This is a genomic window from Vibrio sp. 10N.286.45.E10, from assembly GCF_002874195.2.
GTDB classification, from domain to species: Bacteria; Pseudomonadota; Gammaproteobacteria; order Enterobacterales; family Vibrionaceae; genus Vibrio; species Vibrio crassostreae.
This window is the reverse complement of sequence record NZ_MCWD02000001.1, coordinates 584,682-603,828: the sequence shown is the minus strand read 5'-3', so window position 1 is coordinate 603,828 and position 19,147 is coordinate 584,682. Positions and strand designations below refer to the sequence as shown.

The window sequence follows — 19,147 nt, the reverse complement described above, 5'->3', positions numbered from 1 at the left end:
CGGTCTAATACAGAACTTGCGGCAAGCGTTCGATGAGTTCGAAAAAGAACTCCATCATCATCTGGGTCATCCAGTGTGCAAATAGCATCAACGCCAACAAAGTTACTATCAAACGCGGCAGGAAACTCAGTGTTTGTTCATTGATTGAGGTCGCGGCTTGGAAAACAGCCACAACCAAACCGATCAGCAGGCTAGGAATAATGATGGCGCAAACCATGATTAATACCATCCAAAGGGCATCTCGGAACAACTCTACGAATATTTCAGGATTCATTATTCCCCCAGCTACAAGGCAAAACTGCCGGCGAGTGTGGAGAGGATCAAGTTCCAGCCATCAACAAGAACAAACAACATCAACTTAAACGGCAGCGATACAATCATCGGTGACAACATCATCATACCCATGGCCATCAATACCGATGCCACCACCAAGTCGATGATTAGGAACGGTAAGAACAACATAAAGCCGATTTGGAAAGCCGTTTTTAATTCCGATGTGATAAACGCTGGAATCAGAACCGCCATGGAAACATCTTCAGGGTTGGTCACTTCCGCACCAGAGATCTCAACAAAGGTTTCAAGATCTTTGATTCGAGTCTGTTTGAGCATGAAAGACTTGATCGGACCTTGGGCAACATCGAATGCCTGTCGTGCCGATATCTGTTCATTGAGATAAGGTTGAACCGCCTGTTCGTTAACCTGATTGATTACCGGTGACATAATGAAAAAGGTCAAAAATATTGCGATACCAATAATCACTTGGTTAGACGGTGTTTGTTGTAAACCCATCGCCTGACGCAAAATAGACATCACCACCACAATACGGGTGAACGAGGTCATCAAAATCACCATCGCTGGCAAGAAGCCAAGCATGGTCATTAACGCCAAGATCTGAAGGTTTATCGAGTAGTCTTCACCGCCATTAGCATTGGTTGTCATGGTAAAGGCAGGTATGCCGCCACCATTGCCGGTTAAGCTGCCCGTGGTCATGGTTGTCGATTTGGCTTGGTCTTGTTCCATCGTGCTGATGGTTACCGACTCTGAGCCAGCGGTATTCGCCGGAATGACGGTGCCATCTTCAGTCTGTGCAAATACCGACATACTGAATACGAGTGAGCAGAGAAGAGTGAGCTGAACCAACAACACTTTAACCATTCGGAAAGCTCCGTTTTGGCAAACGTAAGATGAGTTCAAAAGTCCGTTACTTGTTTGCATCTTTTTTTATTAGCTGGGAAAGCTGACTTGAAAATGTACTTTTTTCCAGCATCTCCTGAGTAAGAGGTTTATCGAGCTTAGAAATTAGCTGAATAGATTGCGTGGTAATCCCGACTAAGAACTGCTCATCACCCGCTTGAACAATAGCGATGCGTTCTTTAGTACCTACAGGAATTTGCCTAACAATCGCCAAGCCTTGCTGATTCGACATTGCAGGCACTTGCATGCGCTTGAGTAGCCAAGCAATAAATAAGATGAAGGCTATAACGAAAATTAGCGACCCAAAAGTGGTCGCTAAATCGAGAGATGGCGGCGTTGCAGCAAAGGCAATGGAGGGAACAATTAATAGCCCTACTCCCAAGCCCCCTCTTAACAGCTTTGTCATTCCGAGAGAAGAGCTCGCCAGTCTTTGAGACAAAAAGCTCATTAACGCAGCTTCTTAATTCGTTCTGTTTGGCTAATAACGTCAGTCAAACGAATACCAAACTTGTCGTTCACCACAACCACTTCACCATGAGCAATCAAGGTACCGTTGACCATTACGTCCAGTGATTCACCAGCAATTCTATCTAGCTCAACGACCGAACCTTGGTTCAACTGAAGTAAATTACGGATACTGATCTGAGAGCGGCCAACTTCCATTGAGATAGTCACTGGAATATCCATGATGGTATCCAGCTTACGACGCTCATCTTCAGAAATCGGAGATGATGAATCAGTTAGCTCATCAAGTGGTGCCGCAAGCACGTCATCAACATCAATTGACGGTGCTGAAGGATCTTCACCAAGTGCTGCAGCCCATTCGTCTGCTAGCTTTTGATCTTCACTAGGTTCCATTACCAATTCCTATACTTTTATCTATTTTCTATTCGTCATCATCGCTGTTTTCTAGTTCAGACATTAAGTCCTTGCCTAGAAAAGCGAGATCAGTTTTAACCACATGGGGTCTTTGAATTTTTTCAGAAATCTGTACTGCGAGCTTCTCACCAGAGCGCCCCATTTTCACACGATAGGTCGGCAGTTCTTCGACAAACATCGTTGCGTGCTCAGGCATGTTCATTGGAATGACGTCACCGGGGCGCAGCTCCATCAAATCACGCAGAGAAATATCTTGCTCTAGAAGGTTCACACGAAAGTTAACCGGCACATCCATGATTTCATCACGCAGTGCGGTACTCCAACGAACGTCGGTTTCCATTTTGTCAGATTGAACACCCGCATCAAGCAGTTCACGGATCGGTTCAACCATTGAATAAGGCATCACAACGTGGAAGTCACCACCACCGCCATCTACCTCGATGTGGAACGAACTCACAACGATCACTTCTGTTGGGCTCACAATGTTCGCCATACTTGGGTTCACTTCAGAATCCAGGTATTCAAACTCAACCCCCATCACTGGAGACCAAGCTTCTTTGTAATCTTCAAAAACAATTTTCAGCAGCAGCTGGATAATACGTCTTTCAGTCGGCGTGAATTCACGGCCTTCAATCTTGGCGTGGAAACGACCATCACCACCAAAAAAGTTCTCTACAAGAATAAAAACAAGACGTGCTTCCATGGTGATCAGCGCCGTACCTTTTAACGGACGGAAACGAACCATATTTAAACTGGTGGGTACATACAATGTGTTTTGATACTCACCAAACTTCATCATCTGTACGCCGTTGATCGACACTTCAGCCGTTTTACGCAACATATTAAACAAGCTAATCCGCATATGACGTGCGAAGCGCTCGTTAATAAGTTCAAGGGTCGGCATTCGACCACGGACGATTCGATCTTGAGATGAAAAGTCGAAATTGACCGCACTGTCATTCTCGGTTTCTAAGACATCTTCTACGTCTTCAACATCATCAACGCCATGTAACAGCGCATCAATTTCGTCTTGGCTTAATAAATCGGTCACAAATTACCTATTGAATTACGAAGTCAGTGAATAGCACTTTTTCAATCACAGGCTGGCCAACAGCTTGAGCCAGACTTGCTTTAATATCTTCAGTCGCCTTGTTTCGCAGTTCAACTCGTCCGGTTGGAGAGCGCAATTGATCGACCGTGGCCGAAGCGAACGTTGCTAGTAGCGTACTTTCTACAAGAGGAGAGTGATAGCGAGCCAAGTCTTCATTCTTGCTGCCTCGTACCATCAGCTGTGCTTTTATCTGCACTAGGCGATCTTTTTTATCACCTGTCACATTGAACAAGAAGGGCTGAGGAATATTAACATACATAACTGGCTCTGCAGCGACCATAGCAGTGGCTGGCTGAGACTGAGATTCAGAGGCACTATCATCGGAGCCTAAGAAAAAGAACAAAGCACCACCGATACCAAGCAGTAAAACGACTACCGCTATAATGATGATGAGGAGCTTACTCTTCCCTTTAGGTGCATCTTGTTCTTCGGCCATATCTTACTCTAACTTCCTGTTCTTTCTATTAACTAACGGTTCTTTCTATTAACTGATGTTTTTATTAACTTAGTCTTCTTAGCCTGATACTAGGCATAATAACTAATTCCATCACGCTTTGATGAGACATTCAATTCAAGATTGCTGCCACTATCAAGGTTTTCGTCACCTTGACCATCATTTGTGCGGTTAGCGCCGGATTGTTGCTCACCACTGTTGTACCTCTCCTGCCCCTGACCAGAGTTCTGTTGTTGAACTGACGAATCAGCAAGCTGCATCCCTTGTTGAGCCAACATCTCTCTCAACCGAGGTAAGGTTTGTTCAATCACATCTCTCGCCTGCTGATTGCTCACAGTAAAGTGTACGTTTGCCACATCATTATTCATGGTCATTCGAATTTTCATTTGACCCAGCTCTGGTGGGTCGAGGCGGATATCCAAGTTCTTAAGGTTCTTAGACATCATCATTTGTACTTTTTCCGCTACCTGCTCGTTCGCGAGTTCTTTAGTAAGCTGCAAAGGCGCTTGTTGAGCAGCTTGAATTTCAGCTCGAGTTGGCGCAGAACCCGCGGTGGCAGCGCCTTGAACACCCGCAGCAGAAGCGATCTGCTGAGCAAAGGTCGAATCTTTAGAATCTTCCTTAGCACTCGCTTTTCCAAGACCAGACAGTGCCGCTGCACCAGCTCCGGCTTTAAGTAACATGTCCGTTGAACCTGCTTTGGTCGCGGCAGGCGCAGCATTCATCGCCACCCCTTGTGCAGTTAAAGCAGGGTCTAACGCAGCTTGCTGTTGAGGTGAAGAAAGATTGGCTTGTTGAGCCGCTGCCTGTTGGGCCGCGTGCGCATTATTGGCGTGCAGCATTGCCGCCTTATCCGTAAGAGCATTGTTTGCTGATTGAGAAGCGGCCTGCGCTGACACTTGTTGTGCCGCCGTCGCTACAGCTGCTGTTGATGCTGCCGCAGCTAAGGCTTTAGTTTCGCTTGAATCCGTATTATCCCAATCGATAGCAGCGGGTTCACCAGACGCACTGTTCGCAGCCGGAGCTTGACTTAGCAGAGCTGTTGCTTGTTGTTGAACGTTTGCGAGCTGTTGATTCAACAGGTCTAGGTTAGAGGTCGCTTTAGCCAAAGCGGCTTGCTCATCAACCGTCAACTTAGCACCACTTTGTTGCTTGTGAAGCAAGCTATCGACAACAGACTGCTCTGATTCGATTTTTCCATTCAATTGGTTTAGCGCTTTGGTATGGGCATCTACTTGCTTTGCCAGTTCAATATCCGCGGCTGACAATGCTTGACTCTGATCGGCAGCAACCGCACTAGCTGCATTCTTTTGGCTCAGCTCTCGGCTCATACTGGCTTCAATTTGTTCTGGAGTGACGCCTTTATCCATCAACTGTCGGATTTCATCATCAGTCAGCTGAGAAACACCCTTACCTCCGGTAAGTACAGCGATTTCAGAATCAACTTCTAGCGCACTACCTTGATTCGCTGCATTGGCTTGGCTCACTTGCTTACCCGCTTCACCTGCAACTGAAAGACCAGCAACTGAAGCTCCTGGAATATTACCTTGAGCTTGGTTGAACTGAGACTGTTCTAACTGAGACTGTTGTGGCAAGGCTTTGCCGTTCGGAGTCTGATTCAGCGTTTTATTTGCCTCATCCAACTGGCCAAGCAACTTATTACCTTCATTCATCGCGGCACTTGCTTGCGATGCCTGCTTAGACTCATCTACCGCAGATGAAGCCTGCTCTTGGGGTTGAGCAACCTGTTCTTTCGAATCGTTAGTCGTAGCCTGCGCGTCTTTACCAACCGCCTTATCTGCGACATTGTTATCAGCGACAGTGCTATCAGCGCTCGAATGGGCTTTGAGCTGAGCCGCGGAATCAGACGCTGCCTCTGTAGATGTTTTATCTGTGGCTTTGTCACCCTCTACTCCTGAAGCTGCTTGCTTGCTTTGCGCTTCGCTCACTTCCTCAGTAGCCTTTGATTCGGCTGAATCACCTTTATCCGCTTCAGCTGAAGCTTCACCTTCCTTAGCCGCTTGCTTAGCATCAGATTTTGTGGTGCTTTCTGAGTCTTTTACTGCAGCTTTATTGCCACTTTCTTCAAAGCCAATAGCTTCTTTGAAAGATTCAAAGAAACCTTTTGAGTCGCTGGTTTCCTCTACCTTTGAAGCGGCAGAACCGGTGTCCAACAACGAAGACGTTGTGTTGGTCGCTGAATTTGAAGAAGGACTAACGTTCATATATACAAGCTCTATCTACTAGCTTTGCCACCATAAACAGGCAACAAAAAGAAAGTCGGATGCTTTTCATACCTTTGGCAGGCACAAGGCGCAATTTTATATAAAACAGAGCAAGAAACATGCCTAGAAAACTCGGCTAATCACCATGTGAACAGCGCCAGTAGGATTCATGGCTCGGGATCACATCTTCTTACGGCTATAAAGCAAAGTCGAAAACTCATCCATCTGCTTTTGTTCTCTTTGATCCTGCAGTTTGGCTTTCTCTTTCTGCTTCTTCTCCATCAACCACTCATAGGATTTACGTTTCTTACGCAGTTCCATCCAGTAGTTTTGGCAGTTATCGACCTGATTTTTAAAGTGATGCTCCGCTTCTCGCTGTTTAGAAAGCGTTTCGTCCAATTGAGTTAAGAAGCGATTCAAATGCCCATATTGACTGGCTGTAAGCCCTGCCTTGCCTCTGTCGACCAGTTGCTGACAATAATCCAGTCGATACTTTTCAATCTGCGCAACCTGTTCGTAGTAACCTTGCAGCTCCGCATTGGCTTTGTTGAGCGCCAAGACCGCTTGATTTTCTTGGTCTTTTGCTTGGTCGAGAAGAAACTCTAATGCATTATCCATGACTAACCTTAATCACCCGTTAGCCACCCAACACATGCTTCAACATGTTGACGCACATATCGTAAGGAACCGTTTCTTTCATCTTCTGCTGTAAGTACTCATCCAACTTCGGCTTCAAGGTGAAGGCGCTATCAATCGCAGGGTCGGTACCCGGCTTGTAAGCACCAATCGACACCAAGTCTTGGTTCTTACGGCAGATAGAAAGCACTTGTCTTACCGCTTTCGACATCAACACATGTTCTTCGGTGGTGATTTGAGGCATCACACGGCTGACGGACTTCTCAACGTCAATCGCAGGATAATGACCCGCATCGGCCATTTCACGTGACAATACAACGTGGCCATCGAGAATCGCTCGTGAGGCATCGGCGATTGGGTCTTGTAGATCATCACCTTCGGTTAGTACGGTAAAGAAAGCGGTGATTGAACCTTGCTCATCATTGCCGTTACCCGCACGCTCAACCAGCGCTGGCAGCTTAGCAAATACCGATGGCGGATAACCTTTGGTTGCTGGCGGCTCGCCAACAGATAGTGCGATTTCACGCTGAGCCTGTGCAAAACGGGTCAATGAGTCCATCAGGAGCAGAACATCTAAACCTTGGTCGCGGAAATATTCCGCTACCGTTAACGCCGTTTGACAGCCTTTTAATCGCATTAATGGTGATGAATCGGCAGGGGCAGCAACCACAACCGATCGCTTACGGCCGTCCTCACCAAGAATCTCTTCAATAAACTCTTTTACTTCACGTCCACGCTCACCAATCAGGCCCACCACAACCACTTGCGCGGTAGTACCTCGAGTCATCATGCCTAGTGTTACCGACTTACCGACACCAGAACCAGCGAACAGACCGATACGCTGTCCTTTACCCACCGTCAGCAAGCCGTTAATCGCTTTCAAGCCAACATCCAGTGGTTCTGAGATCGGCTTACGAGCCAGAGGGTTAATCGGTTCGGCACTGAATGATGCGCGTTGCTCAGTATAGATAGGACCAAGCCCATCCAGAGGATTACCGACACCGTCGATAACACGGCCAAGCAGTTCCATCCCGACAGGAATGCCGCTTTCAGAGGTCATAGGGGTGACACGAGCACCGGGTAAGATCCCTGTGATTTGTTCACTCGGCATCAGAAATAGGTTATCACCAGAGAAGCCAACCACTTCAGCTTCCATCTGACCAGACATGGTTTCAACTAAGCACAAGCTACCAATTGGGGCTTTACAGCCAGTTGCTTCAAGGGTTAGTCCGACTACCCGTACCAACTTACCAGAGGCAACGGGACGTGATTTTAGCCCTTCGACTTTGTATTGGCTGAGACGATTCGCTAACTCAAGCATTACGCATGACCTTGATGGCGGTTAGCACCACAGAAGCTCTGGATAACGTTCTTCACACGCTCTTCCATTCGATAATTCACACTCGACTCACCCGCTTCTATTTGTACATCGCCACGGTTAAGTGCTGGCTCTGAAACCAATGTCCAATTGCGGCAGTCCAATTCTGTTTCACCATATGCAGAGCGAATGATCGCCACATCTTCCGGGTTAAGCTTCAATGTAATTGCATGACCAGAAATTGGCAGGGACTCTACCGACTCTTTGACGGTATCTAATATGATTTGTGGATTGGTTTGCACTTCAACATGAACCACTTCTTTGACCATGGTCAGTACCATGTCTACCAGCTGCTTCTCAACCTGAGCATTCATCAGCTCTAGTGGCTGAGCAAACTGGTTGGCAAGCCCCATAAAGATGGCCACTTGTTGCTGAATGTACTCTTGGCCAGCGGTCACGCCTTCAAGCTTACCAGCTTGATTGCCTTCTTCATGGCCAGCGGCAAACCCTTCTTCTTTGCCTTTTTCGTAACCTTGTTTAAAACCAGCCTCTTGCCCTTGATGAAGGCCTTCCTGATAAGCACCTTGTTTGATCAGCTCGATCTGCTCTTCAGTTAGAACCAGCTCTTCATCTTCAATGGCTTCTTCAACCGTTGGCATCCAACCAGGATCGTAGTTAAAGGCCGTTTCTTTGGCTTGTTTATTCACATCAGAGGTATAGTCAGGTAGCCCCCATTTCTGAGGTTGGGCAACCGTATTATCTTCTTCAGGGCGAAGGAAGCCGCGTTTTCTATCACCTGACATATCAGTACCTATCTATGAGTGCATCCAACTGCATTGTAAATTCAAACAGTTAAACGGAGTTAATCTGTGGTTCGAGATTGGATAAAGAAAAGCCCCAACAGTGTGGGGCTTTTGAGGTTTCTGTATTAAAGGAACTCGTCGGCGCCACCAGACAGCATAATCTCGCCACTGTCTGCCATCTTCCTCGCAATACCCAATATCTCTTTCTGAGCCGCTTCCACATCAGAGACTTTCACTGGCGGCATCGCCTCAATATCGTCTCTCATCATATCGGCAGCACGTTTAGACATATTCTTGAAGATCTTCTCGCGTAGACCATCATCAGCACCTTTAAGCGCTTTCTGTAGAATGTCTTGTGGAACATCACGCAGCAGTCGCTGAACACCTTGGTCATCAACTTCAATTAGGTTTTCAAAGACAAACATAAGATCTTGAATCTGGGTTGCCATGTCTTCGTCTTGATCTCGGATTTGATCCATCAAGACACCTTCTACGTTGTTGTCCATGTAGTTCATGATCTCAGCCGCAGCTTTCAGGCCACCAATTTTGGCAGCTTGAGCACCCGCTTGACCCGCAAACTGTTTCTCCATGATTTCGTTCAGTTCAGCAAGAGCTGACGGTTGAACTTCTTCAAGGTTCGCAATACGCATCATTAGATCCAGACGAACACGCTCTGGGAACTGTGACAGAATCTCAGCCGATTGATCGGCATCGAGATACGACAAAACAATCGTTTGAATTTGAGGGTGTTCGTTGATGATGATACTCGCCACCTGACGAGGATCCATCCACTTAAGCGAATCCAAACCTTTCGAACCTGTGCCGAGAAGGATTTGATCGACAAGGTTATTCGCCTTGTCTTCACCCAGAGCAGCCACCAATGCGTTACGCATAAAGTCTTCGCTGCCCATACCAATGTTGGTGTACTTCTGAATATCATCTAAGAAAGCACGGTGCACTGCGCCGACTTTCTCTTGAGATAAATCCGTAGCTCGCGCCATCGCACTACCAACACGCTGAACCTGCTTTGGCTCTAGGTGACGAATAATACCAGCAGCGTCTTCTTCGTTTAAACTGAGCAACAAGATCGCAGCGCGCTCATCGCCTGAGATAGAGCCGATATCCACGCTAGAGACATCAAGCACTTCACCGCCTTCAGTTTGTTGTGGAACTATTTCGTTAGCCATCTACCATCCAATTCTTAACTACTTGAGCTGCTAGCTCTGGTTCATTCGCTACAAGTGCACGTACTGCTTTCAGCACGTCCTCGTCTTTATGAAGGTTTGGCAAGTCAATGCTTGAACCAAATTCAAACAGCTCACCACCTTCAATATCACCACCAATTAAGCTGGTTTCGCCGTCGACACCAATTGGCATGCCATCAGGGCCGTACATTTGATCATCATTGTCAGCTGCAGGATTAAGCAGTTTCTTCATTGCAGGGCGAACAAGTACCAATACCACCACAATAATAACCAAGGCACTCGCAAACCAACGAACCCAATCATTAAAGTTTGGATGCTCCCAGATAGGCACATCTGCCACAACATCTGTCACTTGTGGTGCGAACTGCATGCTTAACACGTTCAGTAAATCACCGCGGCTTTCATCAAATCCAACAGTACCAATCAATACCTGACGAATCGCGTTGATTTCGCTGGCAGGGATTGGAGTATGAACCACTTCGCCCGTATCTGGGTTCAACGATTGACGGTCTTTGATCGCTACAGATACCGTCTGGCGATTCACCGTGCCACTCTGTTTACGTTCATGGCTGATGGTGGTGTCTAACTCAAAGTTTCGGGTCGCTTCTTTGTGAACCGAGCCTTGCCCCGTCATTGCGCCGTCTTTCATCTGAGCAACATCTTGTGGGATTGAGGCATCAGCAGGTGGCTGATTACTCAAAGCTCCAGGAATACCCGCCACAGTATTACCGTTGTTGTAATCTTCTAAGGTGTATTCACTTCGAGTCGCAGGTGTATTCGGATCAAAACGCTTTCGGGTTTGTTCCACTGCACTGAAGTCGAGCTGAATATCAACCTGAGCGGTATAGTTACCAAACCCAAGAATAGGAATCAGAATAGAATCAATTTTTTCACGTAGAGCCTGTTCTTGATTGCGCTCTAACTCGTGTTCTTTACGACGCGCTGCAGACATTGGGTCTTGAGAGCCTGAGCTCAACAATCGGCCATGCTGATCAGTCACCGTAATACGTGAGGTTTTCATTCCCGGAACGGCACTAGCGACCATATCCACAACAGAATCGACTTCTTGTTGCTTAAGATTGTTGCCCGTTTTAAGGGTTAGGAATACGGAAGCGGAGGCTTCTTGATTGTGACGCACAAACACGCTTTGCTTCGGCAACGCCAGTAAAACCTGAGCTTTACGCACCTGTTTCATCTGCTCAATCGCTTTGGCAAGCTGTCTTTCACGGCTTAATTTAAGGCGTTCTTGTTCTAAACGTTGTGATACACCAAAGCCCATGTCTTGCATGAGGATGTCATCACCCGCGTTTCGCTCTTGGTTCAAACCCGCTCGTACCATATTAAGCTTCAATGAGTTGTACTCACTCGCCGGTACTGAGATGGTATTGCCTTCAAGCGTGTACTGGATCTTTTGCAGATCCAAGTAGTCAAGAACGGGGATCAATTCTTCTGTTTCGTAAGCCCCTAGTGGACGCATTTCTGGCTCTTTCACCCAGAAAAACAGCATCACAATCAGCGCTACACAGATAGAGATAGAAAGGACTAATACGACCTGACGGAGTAAATCGAGATCACCGACAGCCATATCGAACTTCGATGAACTGCGTTCACCTAGATCGGGATTTTGCCCTTCTCCGTCTAGCTCAGAGCCTGCAATAAGTGCGTGGTCGTTGCTATCGCTTACGGTTAAATCTGTTGTTTGACTATTATCTGCCACTATTTAACTACCCAACTTATACCGGCATATTCATCAGCTCTTTGTACGATTCGACCAATTTATTTCTAATTTGGATCGTCGCCTCAAAAGCCACGCTAGATTTATTACGAGCAATCATCACGTCCGATAGGGATACGCTTTGGTCGCCACTATCAAAACGAGCTTGAAGATCACCAGAGGTCTTTTGTAATGAGTTCACATTATTGATGGCATTAGTCAGCATGTTGCCAAAATCTGCACCGACCGCTTGCCCCGTTGCTGCGGGACGCGCGCTGGCAGCTTCGACCATCATCGCCTGCATTTCGCCTTGTAAACCATCTATTCTCATCTACTACCTCAGGAGTCAAAATTATGACCATCTATTTAGCTGTATTATTGACAGAGCAATTAGCGTGCCACACATTAAATTGACTAGATATCGTATTACACTAGTCAGAAAGCTGACACTACTAATCTATCCTCAGTTTGGGATATCTATTCCAGCATCGCGCATTTTCGCCAGCTTGTAACGCAATGTACGAGGGCTAATCCCCAGTTTTTCAGCCATATCTTTGCGTCGGCCATTACATGCTATCAGGGTTTCAAGAATGATCGCATACTCTTGATCTCTAAGCTCATTACCTAACCCCTCGCTGCTAGCCGCGATTTTATTAATTGGGTTTGCTTCGGCAATAGGCTTGATTTCTGGCGCAGCAACATCACTGCCTTCGACGATTTGTTGTAGGCTGCTTGCGTCTTGCCAATCAACACCTTCAAGAAGGATGTGCTCGCCAGAGATGTTCTCTTGTTCGCTCAATATTAACGCACGCTGTACCACGTTGTCTAATTCACGAACATTTCCCGGCCACGGATAATTGACGAGTTTGCTGATCGCTTGTGCCGACATCACTGGCACTGGCATACCAAGCTTGGTGCAGTGGCGCTCAACTAAGTGCTTGGCCAAAGGCTCAATATCACCTTTACGCTCGCAAAGCGGAGGCCAAGAAATTGGGAATACATTCAGGCGATAGTATAAATCTTCACGAAAGTTCCCTTCAGAAACATACTGTTTTAGATCACGGTTACTGGTCGCTAATACGCGGACGTCTAATTTGATGCTCTTGCGGCTACCTAACCGCTCAACTTCGCGTTCTTGCAATACACGCAGTAGTTTGGCTTGTAGGCTAAGATCCATTTCACTGATCTCATCCAACAAAATAGTGCCGCCCTGCGCTTGCTCGAATTTCCCTGGGCAAGCTTGGATCGCGCCAGTAAATGCGCCTTTTTCATAACCAAACAGAGTCGCTTCTAACATGTTGTCTGGGATCGCCGCGCAGTTAATCGCGACAAACGGGCCATCTTTTCGGCTAGAGGCATTGTGAATGTAACGAGACATCACTTCTTTACCAGAACCACTTGGGCCTAATACCATGACGTTGGCATCGGTTTTAGCCACCTTATCAGCCAACATCATTAACTTGATGCTTTTCTCATCGGCAACGATAGCGTCGCCATTATCATCCGATTTTACGGGAGCATAACGGCTCACCATATTTAGCAGAACTTCAGGCGCAAATGGCTTTGCCATATAGTCTATGGCGCCCTCTTTCATTGCAGCAACGGCATCTTCGATGTTGGCATAAGCTGTCATCAACAGCACAGGCAAATTTGGCCAATGCTGCTTGATATTTCTCAATAGTGCCAAACCACCCATGCCTGCCATCTGAACATCAGATACGACAATATCAACGGAGTTAGACTTTAATTTGACCAGAGCATCTTCCGCACAATCCGCTTCCAGCCATTCATAGCCAGCAAGCGCGAGCGTGTCGACAAGGGCTTCGCGTAGACCTTCATCATCTTCGACGATTAACACTTTGCTTTGAGCCATAGGATTCTCCAGTGTAAATTCAGTTAAAACTTATTCGTTTTCAGAAGAAGCGCTTCTTTCCAGCGGCAAGCACATGGTAAAGCATGCGCCGTCCCCTTCTTCTGATATCAATTCAAGTCGGCCTTCATGTGCACGACATACCATTTGTACAACCGCTAAGCCTAGACCTGTACCTTGCGAACGAGTGGTAAAGAAGGGTTCCATGATTTTACCTTGAAGCTCTTTCGGTACGCCCGGCCCACTGTCTTGCACTGATATCTTAAGCTCGCCGTTTACGGGTCTAAAAAAAACATCAATCTGCGATTCTTTACCCGCAATTTGAACCGCGTTCAAAACCAAGTTACTTAACGCTGAAGCGATGGCGTTGGCGTTGCCAAACATTTGAGTCTGTTCGCCCTCAACTTCCTGGCAATAATCAATCTGACTGGTTTTCAATGCCGCTTCCACCATAGGGTGAAATTCGGTAATCAATTCAGCCACGGTAAAAGGTTTCACCACCTTATTATCGCCACCTTTGGCAAACAACAACATGTCATTCACTTGCTTCTCTAAGTCATGCAATCTATCCATAAGCTTAGATTGAAAACGCGTTTTTGTTGCCGGCGGCAGATTCGGCGCGGCAAGGTTTGATGCATACAGCATCGCACTAGATAACGGCGTACGGACCTGATGAGCAAGCGAAGCCACCATTCGACCTAACGAAGACAAGCGTTGAAGATCACTCACTCGAGACTGCAATAGACGAGTTTCTGTCAGGTCGGTAATCAAAATCAGCTGACCTGTAGTAGAGGCTGAAATGGCCAAACGTACCTTTCGACCGTTCTTTAATGAGATCTCATGACCATCATCGTCTTTTGGGTCGAAGGCACTTTGAATCACTGAAAACCACTTCTCACCAACCAACTCAACCCCAAGGATACGGTGCGCTTCAGGGTTCGCTTCTCTCACTTCGCCATGAGTATCTAACAAGATAACCCCTGCAGGCATTACATCGAGTACTTGCTTATAGCGTTCAACCTGCTGCTCAACAGAATCTAGGTGTGATTGATTTTCTGGTTCGTTCGATACGTGCATGTCAAAAATTTGCCTCAAATACTAAAACAGCCTGAGACGTATAACACGAGTCAGGCTATTTGCTATATTTATCACATAGTTAAGCAAGCAACAACTCGACTATGGTTTATCTGTTCACTTAGCTAGAATTACCAAATAGCTAAAAAGTGTGTGCTAGTTTTTCGTTTTCATCTAAAACTGGACACTATCGCTGCAAGTTATATTTACGCATTTTTTCAACCAGAGTGGTTCTGCGCATTCCAAGCATGTCAGCAGCACGGGCAACAATGCCACCTTGTGCTTCCAAGGCTTGATTGATCATATTCACTTCCATATCCGCGAGTAACTCTTTCAGGTTAACCCCTTCTGGCGGTAACTCTTGAGGTGCATTGGCGTTGTCGGCAAGTTCATCTTGCTGATCAAAGCTGAAATCTTCTGCGAACAAGTCGGAAAGTGCATCACGCTCTTGCTCTTCTTCAGATACAAAGCTATTAAACTCAGGCTGGAACTCAGGAATATCGCTGTATCGATATTTAGTTGGAAGGTGATTCACATCAACCAAGCTGTTTGGATACAGGATAACCATTCGCTCAACCAGGTTCGCTAATTCACGAACGTTACCTGGCCAGTAGTGCTCCATTAGAGAGTTAATCGCACGAGCGGTAAAGCAGATAGGCATGCTGCCTTCCGCTTCCATTCGAGTCATCAACTCTTGAAGCAACAGTGGAATATCTTCTTTACGGTCCTGAAGCGCCGGCATTTCGATTGGGAACACGTTCAAGCGGTAGTAAAGATCTTCACGGAACAAATCATCATCGATCATATCTTCAAGGTTGCGGTGGGTTGCCGCAATCACACGAACATCAGCTTGTATGGTGCTGTTACCACCGACGCGTTCAAAGCATCGCTCTTGCAGTACACGCAACAACTTAACTTGCATCGCCATTGGCATATCGCCAATTTCATCAAGAAACAGTGTGCCACCCTCAGCCAATTCAAAACGACCTTTACGTGCGGTAATCGCACCAGTAAACGCACCCTTCTCATGACCAAACAATTCACTCTCAAGTAAATCTGGTGGGATAGCACCACAGTTTACCGGCACGAAAGGCCCAGTACGACGTTTAGAGTGATAGTGAATATTACGCGCTACAACTTCTTTACCGGTACCAGATTCACCAAGAATCAGCACGTTCGCTTCCGTAGAAGAGACTTGTTCAATTAAGTGACGTACTTCTTGAATGCCAGCACTTTGTCCTACTAGGCTACGAAATAGAGTGTTCTTGCGTGCCGAAGACACCACTTGAACACCTTTGCGACCTAAGAAGTCTTTACAGTGTCTTAATGCATCACTTAATTGAGGGTAGTTAAGAGGAAGTTCAAGCTCACCAACATAGTTAGTCAACTCGTCAACCGGGTGATTGTTTTTGCCAATCACCAGTAAAGGGATGTGATTGGCGTGAACAAGCTTTTCGTTCAGTAATGCGTTGAAGCCTTTACCTTTAATGGTACCAATAATGCAGCCGGCCCACTGTAGTGACCAGTCAACTTTACGTGCTTGTTCAGAGCTGATTACTTCGCAGCTCTCTCCTACAAACTCTAATATTGTGCTTAAATTGTGACGATCTTGAGCGCTATCGTCGACGACAAGCAGTTTTGCCAAACCTTGCATAAGTAGGAATTATTGCCTTTATTTTGGTGCGATGCGGAAAAACGGTGAGCGACGTAGTCTATAAAACAATGAAAAGTATCAATGATTATGGTCTACGTGGACAAATTTAGGAAATCAGCAACGAAAAAAGCCATTAGGCTATCTAATGGCTTCTATTTTATTTGATTAAAAAAATAAGGCAACCAACCAATTAAGGGATATGAGATTGGTTAAAACTGCAATTTTTCTTTAAATACCTACGTCAGCAGACGTCAAGTTGTGATATTCGTTCGGAATTTGGTCCCAAGCGCTCTTAATTTCGCGAATAATATCGATAACATCATCAATAGGCTGTGGGTCATTTTTGTGATTTGCCGCAGAAATTTGCGTGATCATGAACTCATAAAGTTGATCTAGGTTTTTCGCAATATCGCCACCATCGTCCATAGATAGGCAACTGCGTAGGCTAATAATGATATCTAGAGCCTTACCAAGTCGCTCACCTTTCACCGGGATGTTACCCGCTTGCATTGCCGCTTTACCTTGAATCAAACGCTCGATAGCACCTGCCATTAGCATCTGTACAATCTTATGCGGTGAAGCAGCCGTTAGCTGACTATCCACTGATACCTTTTTATATGCCTGTAAAGAACCGCGCATAGTAAACCTCTTCTATAAAAACTTTTTGTATTGTTGAACTGATTTAGCACCGTGACGATATTTGTGTAGGGCCTTACCTACTCGACTCGTCTCAGACTGCATCAATTCGACTAATTTTCTGGTTCTGATAATGGCTTCAAACCATTCAGAACTTTGCTTAACGTCGGGGTGTGAGTCGATTATTTGAAGCACGTTTTGCAATAACTGTTCTCTGTTATCGACAAGCAGCGTTATTTCTTCAGCATTAATTTCACTAAATTCAAGCTTAGAGAGAATTAATTGATCGAGTTCACAAAGCTCTTTTAGCTGGCTATTCATCTATTAGCCCAACGCATTCATCATACTGCCCAACTGAGATTGCATCTTACTGGTCGCATCTTGCATGGCCGTAAACTTAGAGTGGGTACGGCTCTCAAGGCTGTCCATGCGGCGGTCAAGCGCGCTTTGGTCATCTGCTAGGCGGTAATTTTGCTCGACCAAGCTCTTTTCTCGAGTACGGATTGAACCCGTGATACCTGTAATGCCTTGAATCGCGTCTTCCACTTTTTTGGCGAAGCCGTTGTTGCCACCAAAGAACTCACCCAACTTATCAAAGTTATTGTTAAGTTGACGGTCAAGCATGTCGTAGTTGATTTCTAACGAGCCTTGTCTTGTGGTCGTGATACCAAACTCGGTCAAAGATTTTAGGTTATCAGGCGCGCCTTCAATGCTTGATGAGAACACACCTTTTAATCGTGAGTCGGCGTTACGCACGGTACTGTCACCAGACAGCGGGCCTTTTTGGCCAGTCGTTGGGTCAACACCCGCCAAGTTTTTAGACACTTGGTAAAACTGATTATAAGAATTAACAAAAGCTTCAATGTCTTGGCGAACACTATTACGGTCGTACTCCACACCAATTTCTGCCGGCGGCTTATCTTTAGGTGTTTTTCCTTTTACCGTAATATCGATGCCTTCCACGGCATCTTCAATCACATTGTTGTTACTTGAGAGCTGAGCAACGCCATCCAAGACAACCATTGAATCTTGTCCGGCTTGAACTTCCGTCATACCACTGTAGGTATCGAAAGACTCTTGAGCCTGAGCAAGATCAGCTTGTGCTTTATCGACCTTCTCTAATTGCTCACGCTCTTCCGGATCGAGTTTGGCACGTTCAATTTTTTTGGCTTGTTCAGCGGTCAATTCGCCTTTTTGAACTTTCTCAGCGAGCTCTGCTTTTTCTTGTGAGATCTTTTCTTCGATACGCGCTTGTTCAGCCTCTAGCTTTTGCTGGGCTTCTTTTGGCGTCACGTAAGAATCTGTCAACGTACCTGAAGCAGCATTTGACCACCCCGGCACATCAGGAGCTTTCTCTATCGCTTTTTCATCAAGCTCAAGTTCAGGTGTGTAGTAAGAATCAAGAAGCGTACCAGATGCAGTTTCCGTCCAACCTGGGATATTGTCTTCCGGCATGACAGATTTTGCCGCTTTAGCTGCATCAAGGGCAGCTTGTCCGTCGGCGGCGGCTTGCTCACCGTAGCTAAGGCTTTGAGAGCCTTCATCAGCTAATGAAGTAGCGTCGGTCTGGGATGCAGGAAGGGCATTACCGTCTTCATCGATTGTTTCACTCGCATTTGGATCATCGTTCGAAATTACGTCATCAACGAGTTGTGCGGCTTTTCCTGCAGGAGTTAGAGCAAGAACATCTTGAGCTGCAAGGCGCGCTTTCTCTAAAGCTTTAACGCGCTCTTCAAGAGTTTTGTATTCGAGTTTTTTTAGGGGATTAGCGGCATCTGACTCAACGTTGATGCTGATCTGCTGGTCTGAACCAGACTGATTCGAGGCAACGATAAGTCGTGGGCCTTCAACATCGTTGATAATAGATGCACGAACGCCTGGGTTGCTATCTGCACCGTTTATACTGCGAACAACATCGATAAGTTTCGATCTGTCGCCAACTTGCACATCAAAGCTGTCATCACCAAGCGAAACCTGCAGCTTACCTGGGCCAAATTTCATGTCCTCTGACAGTACATCAGAAGCCACTTTATGGCTTTGGGCAAGCTGCAACACATCGATGGCATATTTGCCAGCGATCGCTTCGGTAGTCGCGGTTGCAGAGACAAGAGCTTCATCAGTACTTTCCACTGTTCGCACAGCGAAAGCTTTTTCCTGACGAAAGTTTGTCATCAGGTTTTTCATCGAATCGAGGGATTCTCTGAGTCTTCCATAGGCACTAATGCTGGTATCGATTCGCGTTCGTTCATTGTCAATTCGTTGCTGTTTAGGTACACGCTCCGAATCAACAATTTTGCTGACCATGGAATTGATATCCATGCCAGACGAAATCCCCATTGGGCCAAAACTCATTAAACCACCTCAATAATACGAC

General features: G+C 46.2%; 19 protein-coding genes. All 19 read right to left on the bottom strand.

Features of this window, described 5'->3' with window-relative positions; all coding sequences use genetic code 11:
- Positions 1-4: 4 nt before the first annotated feature.
- The 19 genes from fliQ to fliD all read right to left on the bottom strand — a co-directional run bounded on the left by fliQ (position 5) and on the right by fliD (position 19,125).
- A complete protein-coding gene (gene fliQ / locus BCU34_RS02640) occupies positions 5-274 on the bottom strand; it encodes a flagellar biosynthesis protein FliQ (RefSeq protein ID WP_029235191.1) in 270 nt (89 codons plus the stop codon).
- Between the two features lie 11 nt (positions 275-285).
- Positions 286-1,215 carry a flagellar type III secretion system pore protein FliP gene (fliP, locus tag BCU34_RS02635; protein WP_170960824.1) on the bottom strand — a complete coding sequence of 310 codons (930 nt, stop codon included), beginning with the start codon at positions 1,213-1,215 and terminating at the stop codon, positions 286-288.
- On the bottom strand, positions 1,202-1,642 hold the full coding sequence (gene fliO, locus BCU34_RS02630; RefSeq protein ID WP_048664311.1) for a flagellar biosynthetic protein FliO: 441 nt from the start codon (positions 1,640-1,642) through the stop codon (positions 1,202-1,204). Before fliO ends, fliP begins: the two co-directional genes overlap by 14 nt.
- Positions 1,642-2,052 (bottom strand): flagellar motor switch protein FliN, encoded by a 411-nt coding sequence (fliN, locus tag BCU34_RS02625; RefSeq protein ID WP_004739851.1) that lies wholly within the window; start codon positions 2,050-2,052, stop codon positions 1,642-1,644. The genes fliO and fliN overlap by 1 nt, the downstream gene beginning before the upstream one ends.
- Positions 2,053-2,080: 28 nt before the next feature.
- Positions 2,081-3,124 (bottom strand): flagellar motor switch protein FliM, encoded by a 1,044-nt coding sequence (gene fliM, locus BCU34_RS02620; RefSeq protein ID WP_048661515.1) that lies wholly within the window; start codon positions 3,122-3,124, stop codon positions 2,081-2,083.
- A 7-nt stretch (positions 3,125-3,131) separates the two neighbouring features.
- A complete protein-coding gene (gene fliL, locus BCU34_RS02615) occupies positions 3,132-3,620 on the bottom strand; it encodes a flagellar basal body-associated protein FliL (RefSeq protein ID WP_048664313.1) in 489 nt (162 codons plus the stop codon).
- Positions 3,621-3,709: 89 nt separating this feature from the next.
- A complete protein-coding gene (locus tag BCU34_RS02610) occupies positions 3,710-5,863 on the bottom strand; it encodes a flagellar hook-length control protein FliK (protein ID WP_102478844.1) in 2,154 nt (717 codons plus the stop codon).
- A gap of 180 nt (positions 5,864-6,043) precedes the next feature.
- Positions 6,044-6,481, bottom strand: a complete 438-nt coding sequence (gene fliJ, locus BCU34_RS02605) for a flagellar export protein FliJ (protein ID WP_008218280.1) — start codon at positions 6,479-6,481, stop codon at positions 6,044-6,046.
- Positions 6,482-6,500: 19 nt separating this feature from the next.
- On the bottom strand, positions 6,501-7,820 hold the full coding sequence (gene fliI, locus BCU34_RS02600) for a flagellar protein export ATPase FliI (protein ID WP_061033695.1): 1,320 nt from the start codon (positions 7,818-7,820) through the stop codon (positions 6,501-6,503).
- A complete protein-coding gene (gene fliH, locus BCU34_RS02595; protein WP_102478843.1) occupies positions 7,820-8,620 on the bottom strand; it encodes a flagellar assembly protein FliH in 801 nt (266 codons plus the stop codon). Before fliH ends, fliI begins: the two co-directional genes overlap by 1 nt.
- A gap of 125 nt (positions 8,621-8,745) precedes the next feature.
- A complete protein-coding gene (fliG, locus tag BCU34_RS02590; RefSeq protein ID WP_048661520.1) occupies positions 8,746-9,807 on the bottom strand; it encodes a flagellar motor switch protein FliG in 1,062 nt (353 codons plus the stop codon).
- Positions 9,800-11,542 (bottom strand): flagellar basal-body MS-ring/collar protein FliF, encoded by a 1,743-nt coding sequence (fliF, locus tag BCU34_RS02585; protein WP_102478842.1) that lies wholly within the window; start codon positions 11,540-11,542, stop codon positions 9,800-9,802. The genes fliG and fliF overlap by 8 nt, the downstream gene beginning before the upstream one ends.
- 16 nt (positions 11,543-11,558) lie before the next feature.
- Positions 11,559-11,870, bottom strand: coding sequence for a flagellar hook-basal body complex protein FliE (gene fliE, locus BCU34_RS02580; protein ID WP_017060684.1), 312 nt, complete (start codon positions 11,868-11,870; stop codon positions 11,559-11,561).
- Positions 11,871-12,002: 132 nt separating this feature from the next.
- Positions 12,003-13,412: a sigma-54-dependent transcriptional regulator gene (locus BCU34_RS02575; RefSeq protein WP_017060685.1), complete on the bottom strand. Its 1,410-nt coding sequence runs from the start codon at positions 13,410-13,412 to the stop codon at positions 12,003-12,005.
- Between the two features lie 30 nt (positions 13,413-13,442).
- On the bottom strand, positions 13,443-14,486 hold the full coding sequence (locus BCU34_RS02570; RefSeq protein WP_048661522.1) for a sensor histidine kinase: 1,044 nt from the start codon (positions 14,484-14,486) through the stop codon (positions 13,443-13,445).
- A gap of 184 nt (positions 14,487-14,670) precedes the next feature.
- A complete protein-coding gene (locus tag BCU34_RS02565; protein WP_048661523.1) occupies positions 14,671-16,137 on the bottom strand; it encodes a sigma-54 dependent transcriptional regulator in 1,467 nt (488 codons plus the stop codon).
- A gap of 228 nt (positions 16,138-16,365) precedes the next feature.
- Positions 16,366-16,776, bottom strand: coding sequence for a flagellar export chaperone FliS (gene fliS / locus BCU34_RS02560; RefSeq protein ID WP_004736194.1), 411 nt, complete (start codon positions 16,774-16,776; stop codon positions 16,366-16,368).
- A 12-nt stretch (positions 16,777-16,788) separates the two neighbouring features.
- Entirely contained in the window at positions 16,789-17,094 is a 306-nt protein-coding gene (locus BCU34_RS02555) for a flagellar protein FliT (protein ID WP_048661524.1), read from the bottom strand.
- Positions 17,095-17,097: 3 nt separating this feature from the next.
- Positions 17,098-19,125: a flagellar filament capping protein FliD gene (gene fliD / locus BCU34_RS02550; protein ID WP_102432856.1), complete on the bottom strand. Its 2,028-nt coding sequence runs from the start codon at positions 19,123-19,125 to the stop codon at positions 17,098-17,100.
- Positions 19,126-19,147: the final 22 nt, after the last annotated feature.